Origin of the sequence: Nocardioides sp. S-1144 (assembly GCF_005954645.2) — a bacterium.
Lineage (GTDB): Bacteria > Actinomycetota > Actinomycetes > Propionibacteriales > Nocardioidaceae > Nocardioides > Nocardioides dongxiaopingii.
In genome coordinates, this window is record NZ_CP040695.2 from 4,271,117 (window position 1) to 4,286,200 (window position 15,084).

Below are 15,084 nucleotides of genomic sequence, written 5' to 3' on the forward strand. Positions count from 1 at the left end.
AGCATGACGACGACGGCGACGGAGCGGGCGAACCTCGACATGACGGCGCAGGAGACCAGCGGCGGGCCCGGCAGCGACCGGGGCACCACCGAGCTCGACGACTTCGACGGCCTGACCTCGCGCTACCAGCGCGAGCTGCTGGCCCACTGCTACCGGATGAGCGGGTCGGTCCACGAGGCCGAGGACCTCGTCCAGGAGACGTTCCTGCGGGCGTGGAAGGCGAGCGCCACGTTCCAGGGCCGCAGCTCGGTGCGCACGTGGCTGTACCGGATCGCCACCAACGTGTGCCTGACCAACCTCGAGGGCAAGCCGCGCCGGCCGCTGCCCGCGGGGCTCGGCACCTCCGACCAGATGGCCGGCGACGCCCTCGAGGAGAACCACGAGATCGCCTGGCTCGAGCCGGTCCCGGACGCCGCCGTGGTGGTCGCCGAGCGCGACACGCTGCGCCTGGCGTTCGTCGCCGCGCTCCAGCACCTGCCGGCCCGCCAGCGCGCGGTGCTCATCCTGCGCGACGTGCTGCGGTGGTCGGCCGCCGAGACGGCCGAGGCGCTCGACACGACGTCGGCCGCGGTGAACTCCGCCCTCCAGCGCGCCCACGCCCAGCTCGGCGAGCGCGCCCTCACCGAGGACACCGTCGTGGAGGACCTGAGCGACGCCCAGCGCGGACTCCTCGACCGCTACCTCGACGCGTTCTGGCGCAAGGACATCGACACCATCGTCGGGCTGCTCAAGGCCGACGCCACGTGGGACATGCCGCCGTTCACCAACTGGTACCGCGGCGCCGGCAACATCGGCGACCTGATCGGCACCAAGTGCCCCGGCGGCGTCCACGACATGGCGATGGTCGCCACCACCGCCAACGGCCAGCCCGCGTTCGGGCTCTACATGCGGGTGCCCGGCGGCCACTTCGAGCCGTTCCACCTCCAGGTCCTGCACCTCGACGGCGACCTGGTCCGCCACGTCACCGCCTTCTTCGAGACCCGGCTCTTCGCGACGTTCGGGCTGCCGGCCTCGCTCCCCGCCGACTACCTGCCCGCCGACCACCTGCCCGCCGTCCCGGCCGCGCCGGCCGCGCCGACCGGGTCGTGAACGACGCCCCCGCCGGGGGCGTCGAGCTGCTCGAGCGGGCCATCGCCTACACGCGGGGCTCGCTGCTGCCCGTCACCCCCGCCCACCTGCGGCTCCCGACGCCGTGCGCCGCGTGGGACCTCGACCGCCTCCTGACCCACATGGACGACGTCCTCGACGCCTTCACCGAGGGCGCCCGCGGTGCTGTCGCGCTGCGGCCGAGCACGCCGCTCGACGTCCGGGTCGCGACGCTGCAGGCCAAGGCCTGCGACCTGCTCGGGGCGTGGAGCGGACCGCACGCCCCGGACGTCGTCCACGTGGCCGGGCTGCCGGTGCCGACCGAGGTGCTGCTGCGGGCAGCGGCGCTCGAGATCACGGTGCACGGCTGGGACGTCGCCGAGACGACCCGGACCACCGGCGAGGCGTCCGCGCTGCCCGAGGCACTGGCCCGCCAGCTGCTCCCGGTCGCGGCCGGGCTGGTCGCCGACGCCGACCGCGGCACCCGGTTCGGACCCGGCGCCGAGGTCGACCCCGACGGCGGCGCGTCGTCCCGGCTGCTGGCGTTCCTCGGCCGGCGGCCCGGGCGACACCTGACTGGTCCAGTCCCCCTGGATTCCCCCCATTACGGTCCGGAACGGCGTTCTGCTTCCTAGCCTTGACCCATGCCCGCCATGCCCGCCAGGACCGTCGCGCCCGGAACCGGTGCCGTCGACGACCTCCGAGCCCTGGTCCGCCAGGGACGGGTCCGCCTCGCCCTGTCGATGCTCCGCGCGCTCGAGGCGGAGGACGTGGCCCCCGCGGCCGACCGGACAGCGGCGCGGACGCTCCTGCTGGAGTGCCACCTGGCCCAGGGCGACCTCGACGCGGCCCGGGCCCTGGCGCCCGCGGTGGCCCTCGACGACCGCGCCGAGGCCCGCCACGCGCTGGCCGAGCTCGCGGCGGCCACCCTCGACCCGGACGTCGCCGTGGAGCGCTACCTGGCCGTCGCCGAGGCCCCCGGCGCCGACCCCGAGGCCCTGCGGGTCCCGTGGCGCACCGGCGCCGCCCTCGCGATGCTCCGCGCCGGACGCCGCGCCGAGGCCTTCGCCCTGGCCCGCACCCAGCACGCCACCACCCTGGCGCACGGCTCGCCGGCCGACCTCGCCCTCGCCCTGCGGGTGCTGGCCACCACGAAGCCCGACGGCCTGCGGGCCCCGGACCTGCGCGTCGCGCTGGCCCTCCTCGACGGCGTCGAGGCGGGACGGCTGCGCGCCCAGCTCCAGACGGACCTCGCCGGGCTGCTGCTGCTCGTCGGCGAGCCGGACGAGGCGCTGGTCCTGCTCCGGTCGGCCGAGGAGTACGCCGCCGCCGAGGACCTCTGGCCCCTGCTCAGCCGCGGCCGTCGCCTGCTGGAGCGGATGGGCGAGGCGCCGCGCCGGCGCCAGTCCGAGGTGCTCGCCGTCCTCACCGCCGGTGAGCGCCGCGTCGCCCTGCTGGCCCTGGAGGGCCGCTCGAACCGCAGCGTCGCCGAGCAGCTCGGGGTATCGGTCAAGGCCGTCGAGGGCCACCTGTCGAAGATCTACCGCAAGCTCGACGTGACCTCGCGCCCGACGCTCGTGGCCAGCTTCGCCGCCAGCGTCTGAGCCGGCTCAGGCGCGCGGGCCGCCCGCCCCGGGTCGCCGTCGGCCCTGGATGCCCGACCGCTCGAGGCGCTGGCGCACCTGGACGAGCTTGTAGACGAAGATCGCGACGCCGGTGAGCACGCCGGCGTCGTCGACGAGCCCCAGCGGGCCGAGGATCGCCTCCGGCAGCACGTCGACCGGGCTCGCGAGGTAGACCAGCCCCCCGACCATCGCGACCACGCCGCGCGGCGGGACCCGGTAGCGCCACATCACGAAACCCACGACCAGCACGCCGACCAGCACCAGGACGCCGAGCACCACCAGCACGGCGACGAACACGTCGGAGAGGTCCATGGGCCCAGTCTGCGCTCAGTACTGGTGGAACCACGCCGCGAGGTCCAGCGAGATCCCCGGGCAGGTCAGGTTCATGTCGCGGTCGGCCTCTACCCACTGCCCGAGCACCGCCTCACCGCCCTGGATCACCCAGTCCTCCCCGCACCGCGACAGCGCCTCGGCCGACGACGTCTGGCCGGCCGCGCGCCACTCCGGCACGCCGAGCTCGAGGTCGCCCACGACACCGGCCCAGAGGGCCGGCGTCGAGTAGACGCCGATCCGGTAGCCGGCGTCCTGGTAGCCGCGGGCGATCCCGGCGACCACGGCGGCGTTGGACTGGAGGTCGCCGGACCACGCGAAGTCGGGAACCGGCTCGACGTCGATCCAGATGATCGGCGTGATCAGGCCGGCGGCCTCCATGCTGTCGACGTTGAACAGCGCCTGTTGGTAGCCGGTGTTCGCGAGCGCCCCGAGCGGGGTCGCGCCGTCGTAGGGGCCGTCCTGGCCGTGCTCGTCGAGGAAGCGCGGCTCGGGGTAGCTGGCCACGGCGTAGGCCGCGATCATCCGCCCGGCCCGGCGGGTGTCGTCGACCTGGCTCTGCAGGCACGGGTTCGGGTGGAAGCCGGGGCCGTTGGTGAGTCCCACGACGACGTAGCGCGCCTCCGGGACCGGGCCGGGGCCGCCGTGCGAGCGCTTCTCGGGGATGCCCATGCCGGGCGGGCACTGCGGCCAGCTGATGTCGGAGCCGAGCACCGGCTCGTCGTCGACCTCGATGCCCTCGACGAGGTCGGCGAGCGGGTCGCGGGTCACCGCCGGCGGGGGCGGTGGCGCCTCGGTGGGCTCGGGCGTGGTGACGTCGACCGGCGCCTCGGCCGTCGCCGGCGGCGTCGGGGCCAGCGGGTCGCCGGGGCCCGCGGCCGGCTCCGAGGAGCAGCCGCCGGCGACCAGCAGCGTCGCCACCGCCGCCACCGCCCACCACCGCATGCGGAGAGGCTACGGGGCGGGCAGCGCCACGTACGTCGTCTCGAGGTACTCCTCGATGCCCTCGAAGCCACCCTCGCGGCCGAACCCGCTCGCCTTCATCCCGCCGAACGGCGCCGCGGGGTTCGACACCAGCCCGGTGTTGACTCCGACCATGCCGAACTCGAGCGCCTCGGCGACCCGGAGGGTCCGGTCCAGGTCGCGGGTGAAGACGTAGGAGGCGAGGCCGTACTCGGTGTCGTTGGCGGCCGCGATCGCCTCCGCGTCGGTGGTGAAGGTCGTGATCGGGGCGACCGGCCCGAAGATCTCCTCGGTGTTGATCGCGGAGCCGGCGGGGACGTCGACCAGCACCGTCGGCGGGTAGAAGTAGCCGGGCCCGTCAGGCGTCGTGCCGCCGACCAGGACCGTGGCGCCGTCGTGCACCGCGTCGGTGACCAGCTGCCCGACCGACTCGACGGCCTTGTCGTCGATGAGCGGGCCGACGTCGACGCCGTCGTCCTGCCCGCGGCCGACGGTGAGCGCGCCCATCCGCTCGGCGAGCCGCCGACCGAACTCCTCGGCGACGTCGACGTGGACGAGGAAGCGGTTGGCCGAGGTGCAGGCCTCGCCCATGTTGCGCATCTTCGCGATCATCGCGCCGTCGACGGCGGCCTCGAGGTCGGCGTCGGCGAAGACCAGGAACGGCGCGTTGCCGCCGAGCTCCATGCTGACCCGCTGGAGCTGGTCGGCCGACTGGCGCACCAGCACCCGGCCGACGCCGGTGGAGCCGGTGAAGCTCACCTTGCGGAGCCGGTCGTCACCCTGCAGCGCCTGGCTCAGCTCGGAGGCCCCGGTGGTCGGCACGATGTTGAGGACGCCGTCGGGCAGGCCCGCCTCGGCGAGGATCGTGGCGAGCAGCAGCATCGTCAGCGGCGTCTGCGCGGCCGGCTTCAGGACCATGGTGCACCCCGCGGCGACGGCCGGGCCGATCTTGCGGGTGCCCATCGCGAGGGGGAAGTTCCACGGCGTCACGAAGAAGCACGGACCGACCGGCTTGCGGATCGTCAGCAGCCGGCTGCCGCCGGCCGGGGCCTGCATCCAGCGGCCGTGGATGCGGACCGCCTCCTCGGCGTACCAGCGGAAGAACTCCGAGCCGTAGGCGACCTCGCCCCGGGCCTCGGCGACCGGCTTGCCCATCTCCAGGCTCATCAGCCAGGCCACGTCGTCGGCGCGGTCCTGCAGCAGCTGCCACGCCCGGCGCAGGATCTCGCCCCGCTCGCGCGGCGCGGTGGCGGCCCACTCGGCCTGGACGGCGACCGCGGCGTCGAGCGCCTCGATGCCCTCGGCCGCCGAGCCGTCGGCCACGGTGGTGAGGACCGAGCCGTCGGCCGGGTCGAGGACGTCGAAGCGCCGGGCGTCCTCGGCCTCGCGCCACGCCCCTCCGATCAGGAGGTTGCGGTGCTCGGGGGCCAGCAGGGAGTCGAGGCGCTCGGACGTGTCCATGGACCCCAGCCAACCACCCGAAGTCTTTCCCTCAAATCGCAGACACGCCCGCGGCCGACGACGTATGCTCGCTGGCAGTCGTCCTTCGGAGGGAGCACCAAGAAAGACGACGAGAACCCCTCGCCGACCCCATGCGGCGGGGGGTTCGCTCCTTTTCCACCGCCTCGCGCACGTGCGTGGCGCCGGCGGTGACGGCCCGGGGGCGGCGGCGACGCCACCGGCCCCCGAGCCGTCGAGAGGTCAGGGCGTGTCGTAGCGCACGGTGTAGCTGCCCGAGCCGGCGTAGGCGTAGACCTCGATCCGGTAGGTGCCCGAGGCCGCGCCGTAGGTGACCTGCTCGGTCGACGAGGCGCTCTCGCTCTTCGCCACGTCGACCCACGACGTGCCGCTCCTGCGCTGCAGGTAGAGGTCGAGGTCGGTGCCCGACGGGCCGGTCAGGCAGGCGTTGATCGTGCCGCCGGCGGTGGTGAAGCCGGTGCTCGACGGCTGGTACGACGACGTCCGGCTGCTCACGGTGCCGGTCGCGGTGACCTCCGAGCAGGCGCCGCCGCCGGGGGGCGGGGTGGTGCCGCCGCACGTCGGCTCGCCCGACTGGGCGCCGACGTTGATGCCGGCCCACGCGTCGCGGACCCGGTTGAACGTCGTGCAGTCCGTCGTGCCGTAGAGGTTCTTCGCGGCCGTGAGCGTGGCCACTCGCGCCCGACCGTGCGTCCAGGACGACGTCTTGAGGAGCAGGCCGTTGTAGAACACCTTGCCGGCGGCCTGGAGGCCGATGCCGGTCAGCGTGGCGCCGTTGCAGGACGTCGAGCCGGAGGTGCCGTTGGCCAGCAGGTAGAACCAGTGGTTGAGCGGGCCGGCCGCCGCGTGCACCTCGGTGCTCGGGATGCTCGAGGAGTAGCAGCTCGGGTCGCCGAGGGCACTCGGGTTGGCCATGTTGCGGATCGGTCCGGCGCCGACCAGGTTGGCCTCCTCGCCGACCAGGTAGTCGCCCGGGTCGTCGGGGTTGTTGGCGTAGAACTCGGTGAGGGCGCCGAAGATGTCGCCGGTCGCCTCGTTCATGCCGCCGGTCTCGTTGCCGCCGGTGGAGCCGCCGGGCGTGGTCTGGAAGACGCCGTGCCCGTTCTCGTGGGCGACGATGTCGATCGCGGTGAGCTGGCGGGCGTTGTCCTGGCTGTGGCCGAAGTTGATGATCGACCCGTCGAAGTAGGCGTTGACGTCGTTGAGGCCGACCCGCGCCGGGTAGCTGGTGCCGTTGCCCTTGATGCCGTTGCGGCCCAGCCAGGCCGAGAGCATGTCGACCTCCTTGCCCACCGCGTACAGGACGTCGACGCAGGCGGTCTCGAGGTTGGTGCCCGAGCCGTTGCCCCAGACGTTGTCGGTGCCGGTGTAGGCGGCGCCGTTCTGGCCGCCGCACCTCACGCCGGAGCGGGCCGGGTCGGTCATCGAGTACGACGACCCCGAGCCGGACGTGCCGATCGTGACGCCCGGGTAGTAGTAGCCGTTGCCGGTGCCGTGCACGACCTGGTCGCTGGCGAGCAGCACCGCGCCGGTGCGCGCGTCGCTCCAGACGGTCGTGATCGACGGCGACCCGGCGCTCGTGCCGGTGACCTTGGTGCGCCAGGCCAGGCGCGGGGTGCCCACGGCGTAGACGCTCAGCCGCGGGCGCGACACCGAGCGCACCCGGTCGACCTGGCGGCGGGCGGCCGCGCGGGCGGCGGTGCGGGAGACCGTCGGCCTCGTCGAGCGCACCGCGATCGCCCGGGCGGGGGCGCCGGTGGCGCCGGCGACCCGGCCGGCCGGGTCGACCGCCACGACGTAGTCGCCGCCGTAGACCGGGAGACCGGCGAAGGTGCGGCCGTAGGTGACGTAGTAGGTGCCCTTGGTGCCGGCGTGGGCCCCGGTCCGGCGGGCGGCCGCGGCCCCCTCACCGCGGGCCGGGGGCGCGGTGCGGCGCACGAAGGCCGCGGCGGCGGCGACGGCGCGGTCGCGACGGTCGGCGGCGGCCTGGCGCCCCTCCGGCGCGGCACGGTCGGCACCGGCAGAGGCTCGCTCGGCCCTCTCGCCCCTCTCGGCCGGCGCGGCCGAGGTCGGCGCCGGCGTGCCGACGGCGAGGGCACCGCAGAGGGTGACGGTGAGTGCTGCGGCTGCCCGGGACAGCGTCCTGGATCTCATGGGATCTCCTGAGGGGTGGGTCGAGGGGGGACGCGGCCGGGTCGCGGGGGGGGTCCTGGAGAAGCGGTCGCGATCGGAACCTAGGGACGCGCGGCACGGGGTAGTAAGGGGGAAAACCCTTGCCCCGCCCTCGCGTCTAGACCACCGGCGTCCGGGCCCGACCGGACGCCGAGCGCGGCCCGGGTCGGGTGAGCACTCGACGGTGCTGCCTACTCGCGCGACGGCGGGACGAGCAGGGTGGCGAGCTGGGTGCGTGAGCGCAGGTCGAGCTTGCGGTAGATCCGGGTCAGCGTGGCCTCGACGGTCTTGATGCTGACGTAGGCCCGCTCGGCGATCTCGCGGTTGCTGGCCCCGGCGGCGACGGCCTGCGCGATCCGGGCCTCGGTGTCGGTGAGTCGCTCGAGGAGCGGGTCGTCGGTCTCGGGGGCGCGCTCGGGCTCGAGCTCGGCGCGCACCTGCTCGGCCCACGGCGTGGCGTGCAGCCCGGCGAAGAGGTCGTGCGCCTCCTGGAGGGTCGTGCGGGCCGCCGCGACCCGACGGCGCCGGCGCTCGAGGTGGGCGCGGGTGACCAGCACCCGGCCGACGTCGAGCTGGAGGCCGACGTCGGCGGCCACCTTGGCGGCGCGGTCGAGCACCAGCTCGGCGCCCTCGAGGTCGCCCCGGGCCAGGAGCAGCTCGGCCTCGGCCCGGTCGAGCTGGGCCGAGACGCCGGCGGTGCCGCCGTGCGCCGCGCGCCGCTCGACGGCGTAGCGGGCCTCCGTGAGCACCTCGGCCGCCTCGTCGAGCCGCCCGAGCGCGGCCAGCGCGGCCACCAGGTCGGCGTGCCAGCGGTTGACGGTGGGGTCGCCGAAGCCGCCGGCCCGCTCCACCGCGCGCACCCGCTCGAGCGCGTCGCGCGCACCCTGGGCGTCTCCGGAGCGCAGCAGTGCCTGGCCCAGGACGACCAGGTGACGCTGCAGGTAGCGGACGTCGCCGCGCTCGGAGGCGGCCTCGACCCCGCGGCGGGCGAGCGTCGCGGCGCGGGCCAGGTCGCCGGAGACGAGCTCGGCCTGGGCGGTGATGAACCAGCCGGTGTGGGCCTCGAGGTCGAACTCCTCCCCGATCCGGGTGGCGCGGGCGGCGTACTCGGCGGCCTGGCGGCAGCGTCCGGTGCGGGCGGCCACCTCCACCAGGCACCGGAGCACGTGCACGTGGTCCGTGCCGGCGCCGCGCTCGACCTGGGCGAGCATGCCGAGGAACGTGGTCCAGGCCTCGTCGAGGCGGTCGTCGTAGAAGGCGAAGCGGGCCTGCATGTAGACCGGCGAGGTGTGCAGGAAGCCGGTCGGGGTGGGGCCGGCGAGCTCGACCGCGCGGCGCAGGCAGGCCTGGTGGTCCGACCCGGTCCAGCGGCGGGCCACGGCCAGCGTGGTGAGACCGAGGGCCAGCTCGTCGTCGTCGCCGTGGGCCTCGAGCAGCGCGACGGCCCGCTCGCAGGCCCGGTGGGCGGCGTGCGGTCGCGACTCCATCAGGGCGATGCGGGCGCGCTGGAGGAGCACCTTGGCGACCAGCATGTCGTCGTCGGCGGCGTCGGCGAGCGCCGCGGTGAGCACCTCGTCGAGCAGCGGGACGGCGTTGCCGGCCAGCTCAGGGATCGCCAGGCGGACCCGCACCGCCTGGGCGGGCGACGTCGGCGACTCGAGGACGTCGGCGAGCGCGCGCTGCACGAGGTCGACGTGGTTGCCGGGCGCGGCGGTCTCGATCGCCGAGACCAGCCACTCGATCCGCTCCGCGCCCAGCTCGAGGGGCGCGCGGTCGGCGGCGAGGAGGAAGAGCTCGGCGGCCAGCTCGCGGTCGCCGAGCCGTCCCGACTCCGCCGCCGCGGCCCCGAGGTCGCGGGCCAGGTCCGCGTCGGGTCGCGGATCGGCCAGGGCGAGGTGGCGCAGCCGCTGGCCAGGCGTGGTGGCGGCGTCGGCGAGGGTGCGGTGCAGCGCGGTGCGGGTCCCCACGTCGACGACGTCGACCACGACCTGGCGCAGCGACGACGGCGTGAAGCGCAGCGCCACCTCCCCGGGCACGACCAGCCCGGCCTGCGCGGCGCGGCGCAGGTCGGCCGCGGCGCCCACCCGGCCGGCCCGCTCGAGCTCGCGCAGCGTGGGCCGGCTCAACAGCGCGGCGTGCAGGAGGGTCTCGCGCACCTCGTCGGGCTGGGCCGCGAAGCGCTCGTGGAGGACCCGCCCGATGCTGGCCGGCAGCGGGGTCGGGACACCGAGCACCACCGGACGCTCCCCCACCAGCCCGGCCATCGCCAGGGCCAGCGACGGGATGCCGCCGGACTCGACGTGCACCCGGTGCGCGACGTCAGGGGTGAGCCCGTGGTCGCAGAGCAGGTCGAGCATGTCGACGACGTCGAGCGGCGGCACGTCGAGGTGGTGCAGGTCGCTGATGTCGATGCTGGCGTCGACCTCGCCCACCGAGGTCACCGTGGCGACCACCCCGACCCGGCCCCCGAGCCGGCGGCGGGCGTAGCCGACCACCGTGGAGGAGTCGCCGTCGAGCCACTGGACGTCGTCGAGGAGCAGCAGCACCGGCCGGTCGGCGGTCCACCGCTCCAGGACGGCGTGGAAGCAGGCCGCGAGGTCGGAGCGCAGGACGTCGGTCGACTCGACGCCGACCAGGCCCGAGTCGACGGCCTCCCGGACGTGGGGCGGGCCGGCGGCGACCACCTCGTCGAGCAGCTCCGCGGGGCACTGGGCGAGCAGGTCGCGCAGCGCGGCGAAGGGCAGCGCCACCTCCTCGGGGGCCCCGGTCGAGCGCAGCACCTCCGCTCGCTGGCGGGCGCGGGCGTTCTCCTCGATCAGCTCGAGCAGCGCGCTCCTGCCCGAGCCCGGAGGCCCGCAGAGGACGACGGACTCACCGGCGTCGAGGAGGTCGTGGACCTCCCCGAGCAGCGTGGAACGTCCGACGACCCGAGTCATGCACCTCAGGTTAGGACCCGGGAGGGCACCTCCGACAGGCCCGACGGCGGGAACGTTCCTGCGGCGGAAGCCCTCGCGGCTACCGGGCCGCGCGCAGGAACTCCTCCAGGATCGGGCCCGCGGTTCCCGACCCCGAGGATCCCTCCGCGACGAAGACCGCCACGGCGAGGTCGCCCTGGGCCGCGATCATCCACGCGTGGGTCTTGACCCGGCCGCCGTCCTCGAACTCCGCGGTGCCGGTCTTCGCGATGACCTCCGGCCCGGGGACGTCGGCCAGGAACCCGCCGCTGCCGGAGGTGACGACGCCCCGCAGCAGCTCCCGCAGCTGCGCGGCCTCGGCCGCGGCGACCGGCTCGACGCCGTCGGGCGGGCTGACCTCGAGGCCCTGGAGCAGGCGCGGCACCACGAGGGAGCCCTGCTGGATCGAGGCGGCGACGGTGGCCATCACCAGCGGCGAGGCGAGCACGGTTCCCTGTCCGATCATGTCGGCGGCGGCGCCGGTCTCGCTCTCGGGCGCCGGCACCTGGCCGAAGTAGGCCGGGAAGCCGAGGTCGTGGTCGATGCCCATCCCCAGCGACGCCGCGGCGCCGGCGAGGTCGCCGTCCTCGAGGCGGCCGCGCTCGGCGATGAAGGCGGTGTTGCAGGAGTTGGCCACCGCGGTGCGGAACGGGATGTCGCCGGTGACCCCGGCCGGGTAGTCGTCGTAGTTCTCGAACTCGCGCCCGTCGACGCCGACCGTGGTCGTGCAGGGCACGCGGGTGTCGGGCCGCACCCCACGACGCAGCAGCGCCAGGCTGCTCACGCTCTTGAACGTCGACCCCGGCGCGTACTGCCCGTAGGTGGCCAGGTTCTGCCCGCCGTTGCCGGGGCCGTTGGCCGCGGCGAGGATCGCCCCGGTGCTCGGCTGGACCGCGACCAGCGCGCTCGCCGGGCCGACGTCGGCCAGGGCCGCCTCGGCCCGCGTCTGGAGCTGCTCGTCGAGGGTGAGCGCGAGGTCGCTGCCCTGCTTCGCGCCGGCGCGGAAGATCTCGCGGACGTTGCCGTCGGTGCCGACGGCGTTCACGACCACGCCGCCGGTGCCGCGCAGCTGGTCGTCGTAGCGGGCCTGGAGACCGGAGGTGCCGGCGACGTCGCCGACCTCGTAGACGCCGGGCTCCTCCTCGATCATCTCGGCGGTCACCGGGCCGACCGACCCGAGGATCGGGGCGGCGAACTCGCGGGTCGGCGCGAGCGGCACCTGGGCGCCGAACATGACGGCGCCCGCGATGGCGCGGTAGCCGCGCTCGACGGCCGACGGCGCCTGGTCGGCGCGGTAGACGATGGCCTCCACGAACGCCTTGTCACCGGCCGCCTCGACCTGCGCGACGTACGGTGCGACGTCGACGTCGACGAGCCGGGCCAGGCGCTGGGCCGACCGGCCGGCCTGGGCGGCGGGCACCTCGGTGCGGTCGATGCCGACGCGCAGCACCGGGCGCTCGGTGACGAGCGGGACTCCTCCGGCACCCAGGATGTCGGCGCGCTCGGCGGCGACCGCGGTCAGCTCGAGCACGGAGCTGGCGTTGAGGCTGGGCTCGACGACCTCGTGGCCCCACCCGACGACCCACTCGTCGTCGACCCGGCTGAGCGGGGCGGTGCTCTCGTAGGTCCACGTGTCGTCGTCGGTGAGCGGCCACGACCAGGCGAGGGTGGCGGTCGCCTCGTCGCCGTCCTCCTCGACGTCGCCGAGCGTCACCTCGGGGGTGATGTCGCCCATCGCCTCCACCACCGCGGCGAGGTCGTCGCCCACCTCGCCGGCCGCGACCCCGTCGAAGGGCACGTCCGAGACGTCGCCGGAGCCGAGCGCGGCGGCCAGCGCGGCGGCGGTGCCGTCGGCGCTGTCACCGGCGTCGCCGGGGTCGGGGTCGTCGCCCGAGCAGGCCACGAGCCCGAGCACGAGGACGGCGGCCGTCGGGACGGCGAGCAGGCGGGAACGCATGCCCCCGGTTCTACCAGCCGGCACCGACCGGGCAGGCGCGTCGGCCCGGGTCAGAGCAGCGGGGCGACGAGCGGGGCGTAGCCGGAGGCGTGACCGGCCTGGTTGGGGTGGTAGCTGTCGCTGATCGGGTTGGAGAGCCCGTTGATCCAGGCCCCGTCGTCGCAGACGGCGTGGCCGGCGTAGGAGCTGGTCGGGTCGGCGAAGGTGAAGCCGGCCGCGCCGGCCCGGGCGGCGAGCTGGGCGTTGAGCTGGTCGGCGGTGGCGTTGAGCCGGGCCTCCTCGGCCGGGGAGAAGAACGTCGCGGCGTTGCAGTCCTCGCCCATGAAGATGCGCGGGTACCCCACGACGACCACGGAGGCCGACGGGGCGCCCGAGCGGATGCCGGCGTACAACGACGAGAGCCGGCCCGGCAGGGTGTGGGTGATGAAGGCCTGCGCGCCGTCGATGGCGCCGTCGCAGTCGCTGGCCCACCCGGGCTTGGCGCACTCGGTGAGGACGTCGCCGAAGCCGGCGTCGTTGCCGCCGGCCGAGACCGTGACGTAGGAGGTCGAGGCGCTCAGCGCCCCGAGCTGGGTGTGGGCGACCGACGTGGTGGTCGCGCCCGAGCAGGCCTGGAAGTCGAGCGCGTAGCCCTTCTGGTCGGCCACCAGCTTCGGGTAGGCGAGGTTCGACCGCTGGCACGACGTCCCGTCGGCGAGGTAGCTGCGGGTCCCGACGCCGGAGGAGTAGGAGTCGCCCAGCGCGACGTACGACGGCCCGGCCGCCTCGGCGGGCGCCCCGCCCAGGGCGACGACGGCGGCCGCGGGGGCGGCGACCGCGGCGAGGGTGGCGGTGACGAGACGACGTGCGGTGCGGGCGAACACGATGGGACCTCCGGAGGGAGCGGCAGTGGGTCCGCCCAGCGCACCACCGCCCGCCCGGCACCGGTAGAGGGCTATCCCCCGTCGGTGGGCCCACCGGCGTGTGCGTCGGCGTGTGCGCCGGCGTGCCCGCCCGCGTGCCCGTCCGCGTGCCCCCGGTGTGCCGGGCCGTGCTTCCAGTCGACCCGCGCCGGGTTGCCGACGAGCAGGTCGGAGACGTGCTCCTTGAACCGCGGGCAGTTGGCGACGTCGTGGGCCCGGCAGCGCAGCGCGTGGAGCGTCATCTCGCGGGAGTGCTGCATCTCCTCCATCCGCCGGTCGAGGTCGGCGACGTGCGCCTCGAGGACGGCGTGGCGCTGCGGGGCGTCGGAGTCGAGCATCACCTCGATCTGCTCCAGCGTCATCCCGGCGGCCTTGCTCCGGAGGATGACGGCGACGCGGACCACCTCGTCCTGGCCGAAGCGGCGGCGGCCCGCGCCGTCGCGCGCGGGCCGGAGCAGGCCGACGTCCTCCCAGTGCCGCAGGACGTGGGTCGCCAGCCCGAAACGGCTCGCCAGCTCACCGATCGACCACTCACTTGACTTCATGTCAACATGAAGTCACATCCTCGTCGTGGAGACAAGTTCCGACCGAGAGGACGCACGATGAGCACCCCCACGACCACCCCCGCCAGCACCCGCCCGACCACCGGCCCGGGCGCCACGACCGACCACCCCGCGCGACACGACGTCGTGGTCGTCGGCGGCGGTCCCGCCGGCCTCCAGGCCGCACTCACCCTGGGCCGGATGCACCGCCGCGTCCTCGTGCTCGACGCCGGCGGCTACCGCAACGACCCCGCCGACCTGATGCACAACTTCCTCACCCACGACGGCCGGCCGCCGGCCGAGTTCCGTGCCCTCGGCCGGGCCGAGCTGGCGACGTACGACACCGTCGAGGTCCGCGACCTCGCCGCCACCTCCGTCGTGCCGGACGGCGACGGCTTCCTCGTCGGCACCGACGCGGGCAACGTCGCGACCCGGCTGGTGGTCCTGGCCACCGGCGTCCGCGACACGCTGCCCGACAAGCCGGGCCTGGAGGAGCTCTTCGGCACGGTGGCCGCGCACTGCCCCTTCTGCCACGGCCACGAGTACGCCGGCCGCCCGGTCGCCGTCCTCGGCTCGCACGCGCACGTCGGGCGCGTCGCCGCGATGCTGGCGCCGATCGCCTCCGAGCTCGTCGTCCTCACCGACGGCGGCGACCTCGACGCGGAGAACGCCGCCCAGCTCGCCGGGCTCGGCGCCGCGGTGCGCACCGAGCCGGTCAGCGGCTTCTGCCGCTCCTCGCTGGGCGCCCGGGTCTCGTTCGGCTCCGGGTCCGACGTCGAGGTCGGCGGCGTCCTGGTCGCGACGGCGTTCGAGCAGTCGGCGCCGTTCGCGGCCGACCTCGGCCTCACCCTGCTCGGCTCCGGCTGCGTCGAGGTCGACGAGATGGGTCGCACGTCGCTGCCGGGCGTCTTCGCCGCGGGCGACCTCGCCCACCTCGCCACCCTCCCGATGCCGATGAGCTCGGTGCTGGGCTCGGCCGCGGCCGGCCAGCTGGCCGCTGTCGCGTGCGTCGGCGAGCTGATCGCGCGCGACGCCGGGGTCCTCGTGCCGGCGTGAGGGGTAACTCACCGTTAC

The 15,084-nt window shown here is 75.2% G+C and carries 12 protein-coding genes; 4 read left to right on the top strand and 8 right to left on the bottom strand.

Annotated elements, in window-relative coordinates; genetic code table 11:
- The first annotated feature begins 3 nt into the window (after positions 1 to 3).
- From FE634_RS20120 to FE634_RS20130, 3 genes are read left to right on the top strand one after another with little or no spacing between them, the layout of a single operon-like run.
- On the top strand, positions 4 to 1,089 hold the full coding sequence (locus FE634_RS20120; protein WP_262347506.1) for a sigma-70 family RNA polymerase sigma factor: 1,086 nt from the start codon (positions 4 to 6) through the stop codon (positions 1,087 to 1,089).
- Positions 1,086 to 1,721, top strand: coding sequence for a TIGR03086 family metal-binding protein (locus FE634_RS20125; RefSeq protein ID WP_148240917.1), 636 nt, complete (start codon positions 1,086 to 1,088; stop codon positions 1,719 to 1,721). The genes FE634_RS20120 and FE634_RS20125 overlap by 4 nt, the downstream gene beginning before the upstream one ends.
- 9 nt (positions 1,722 to 1,730) lie before the next feature.
- Positions 1,731 to 2,690, top strand: coding sequence for a helix-turn-helix transcriptional regulator (locus tag FE634_RS20130; protein WP_138876924.1), 960 nt, complete (start codon positions 1,731 to 1,733; stop codon positions 2,688 to 2,690).
- A gap of 6 nt (positions 2,691 to 2,696) precedes the next feature.
- Here FE634_RS20130 and FE634_RS20135 read toward each other — a convergent pair whose 3' ends face one another.
- The 8 genes from FE634_RS20135 to FE634_RS20170 all read right to left on the bottom strand — a co-directional run bounded on the left by FE634_RS20135 (position 2,697) and on the right by FE634_RS20170 (position 14,013).
- Positions 2,697 to 3,023, bottom strand: a complete 327-nt coding sequence (locus FE634_RS20135) for a YkvA family protein (protein ID WP_212722011.1) — start codon at positions 3,021 to 3,023, stop codon at positions 2,697 to 2,699.
- A 15-nt stretch (positions 3,024 to 3,038) separates the two neighbouring features.
- A complete protein-coding gene (locus tag FE634_RS20140; protein WP_138876925.1) occupies positions 3,039 to 3,986 on the bottom strand; it encodes a glycoside hydrolase family 25 domain-containing protein in 948 nt (315 codons plus the stop codon).
- A 9-nt stretch (positions 3,987 to 3,995) separates the two neighbouring features.
- Positions 3,996 to 5,465 (bottom strand): NAD-dependent succinate-semialdehyde dehydrogenase, encoded by a 1,470-nt coding sequence (locus FE634_RS20145; protein ID WP_138876926.1) that lies wholly within the window; start codon positions 5,463 to 5,465, stop codon positions 3,996 to 3,998.
- 240 nt (positions 5,466 to 5,705) lie between these two features.
- Positions 5,706 to 7,637, bottom strand: a complete 1,932-nt coding sequence (locus tag FE634_RS20150; protein WP_222847631.1) for a M4 family metallopeptidase — start codon at positions 7,635 to 7,637, stop codon at positions 5,706 to 5,708.
- Between the two features lie 209 nt (positions 7,638 to 7,846).
- The gene (locus FE634_RS20155; protein ID WP_138876927.1) at positions 7,847 to 10,591 is read right to left on the bottom strand and encodes a helix-turn-helix transcriptional regulator; all 2,745 of its coding nucleotides are present in this window, start codon (positions 10,589 to 10,591) and stop codon (positions 7,847 to 7,849) included.
- 79 nt (positions 10,592 to 10,670) lie between these two features.
- Positions 10,671 to 12,566 (bottom strand): penicillin-binding transpeptidase domain-containing protein, encoded by a 1,896-nt coding sequence (locus tag FE634_RS20160; RefSeq protein WP_262347507.1) that lies wholly within the window; start codon positions 12,564 to 12,566, stop codon positions 10,671 to 10,673.
- Positions 12,567 to 12,616: 50 nt separating this feature from the next.
- Positions 12,617 to 13,429, bottom strand: a complete 813-nt coding sequence (locus FE634_RS20165) for an SGNH/GDSL hydrolase family protein (protein WP_138876929.1) — start codon at positions 13,427 to 13,429, stop codon at positions 12,617 to 12,619.
- A 71-nt stretch (positions 13,430 to 13,500) separates the two neighbouring features.
- Positions 13,501 to 14,013, bottom strand: coding sequence for a helix-turn-helix domain-containing protein (locus tag FE634_RS20170; RefSeq protein ID WP_138876930.1), 513 nt, complete (start codon positions 14,011 to 14,013; stop codon positions 13,501 to 13,503).
- 57 nt (positions 14,014 to 14,070) lie between these two features.
- Between FE634_RS20170 and FE634_RS20175 the strand changes: the two genes are divergently transcribed.
- Entirely contained in the window at positions 14,071 to 15,066 is a 996-nt protein-coding gene (locus FE634_RS20175; protein ID WP_138876931.1) for an NAD(P)/FAD-dependent oxidoreductase, read from the top strand.
- Positions 15,067 to 15,084: the final 18 nt, after the last annotated feature.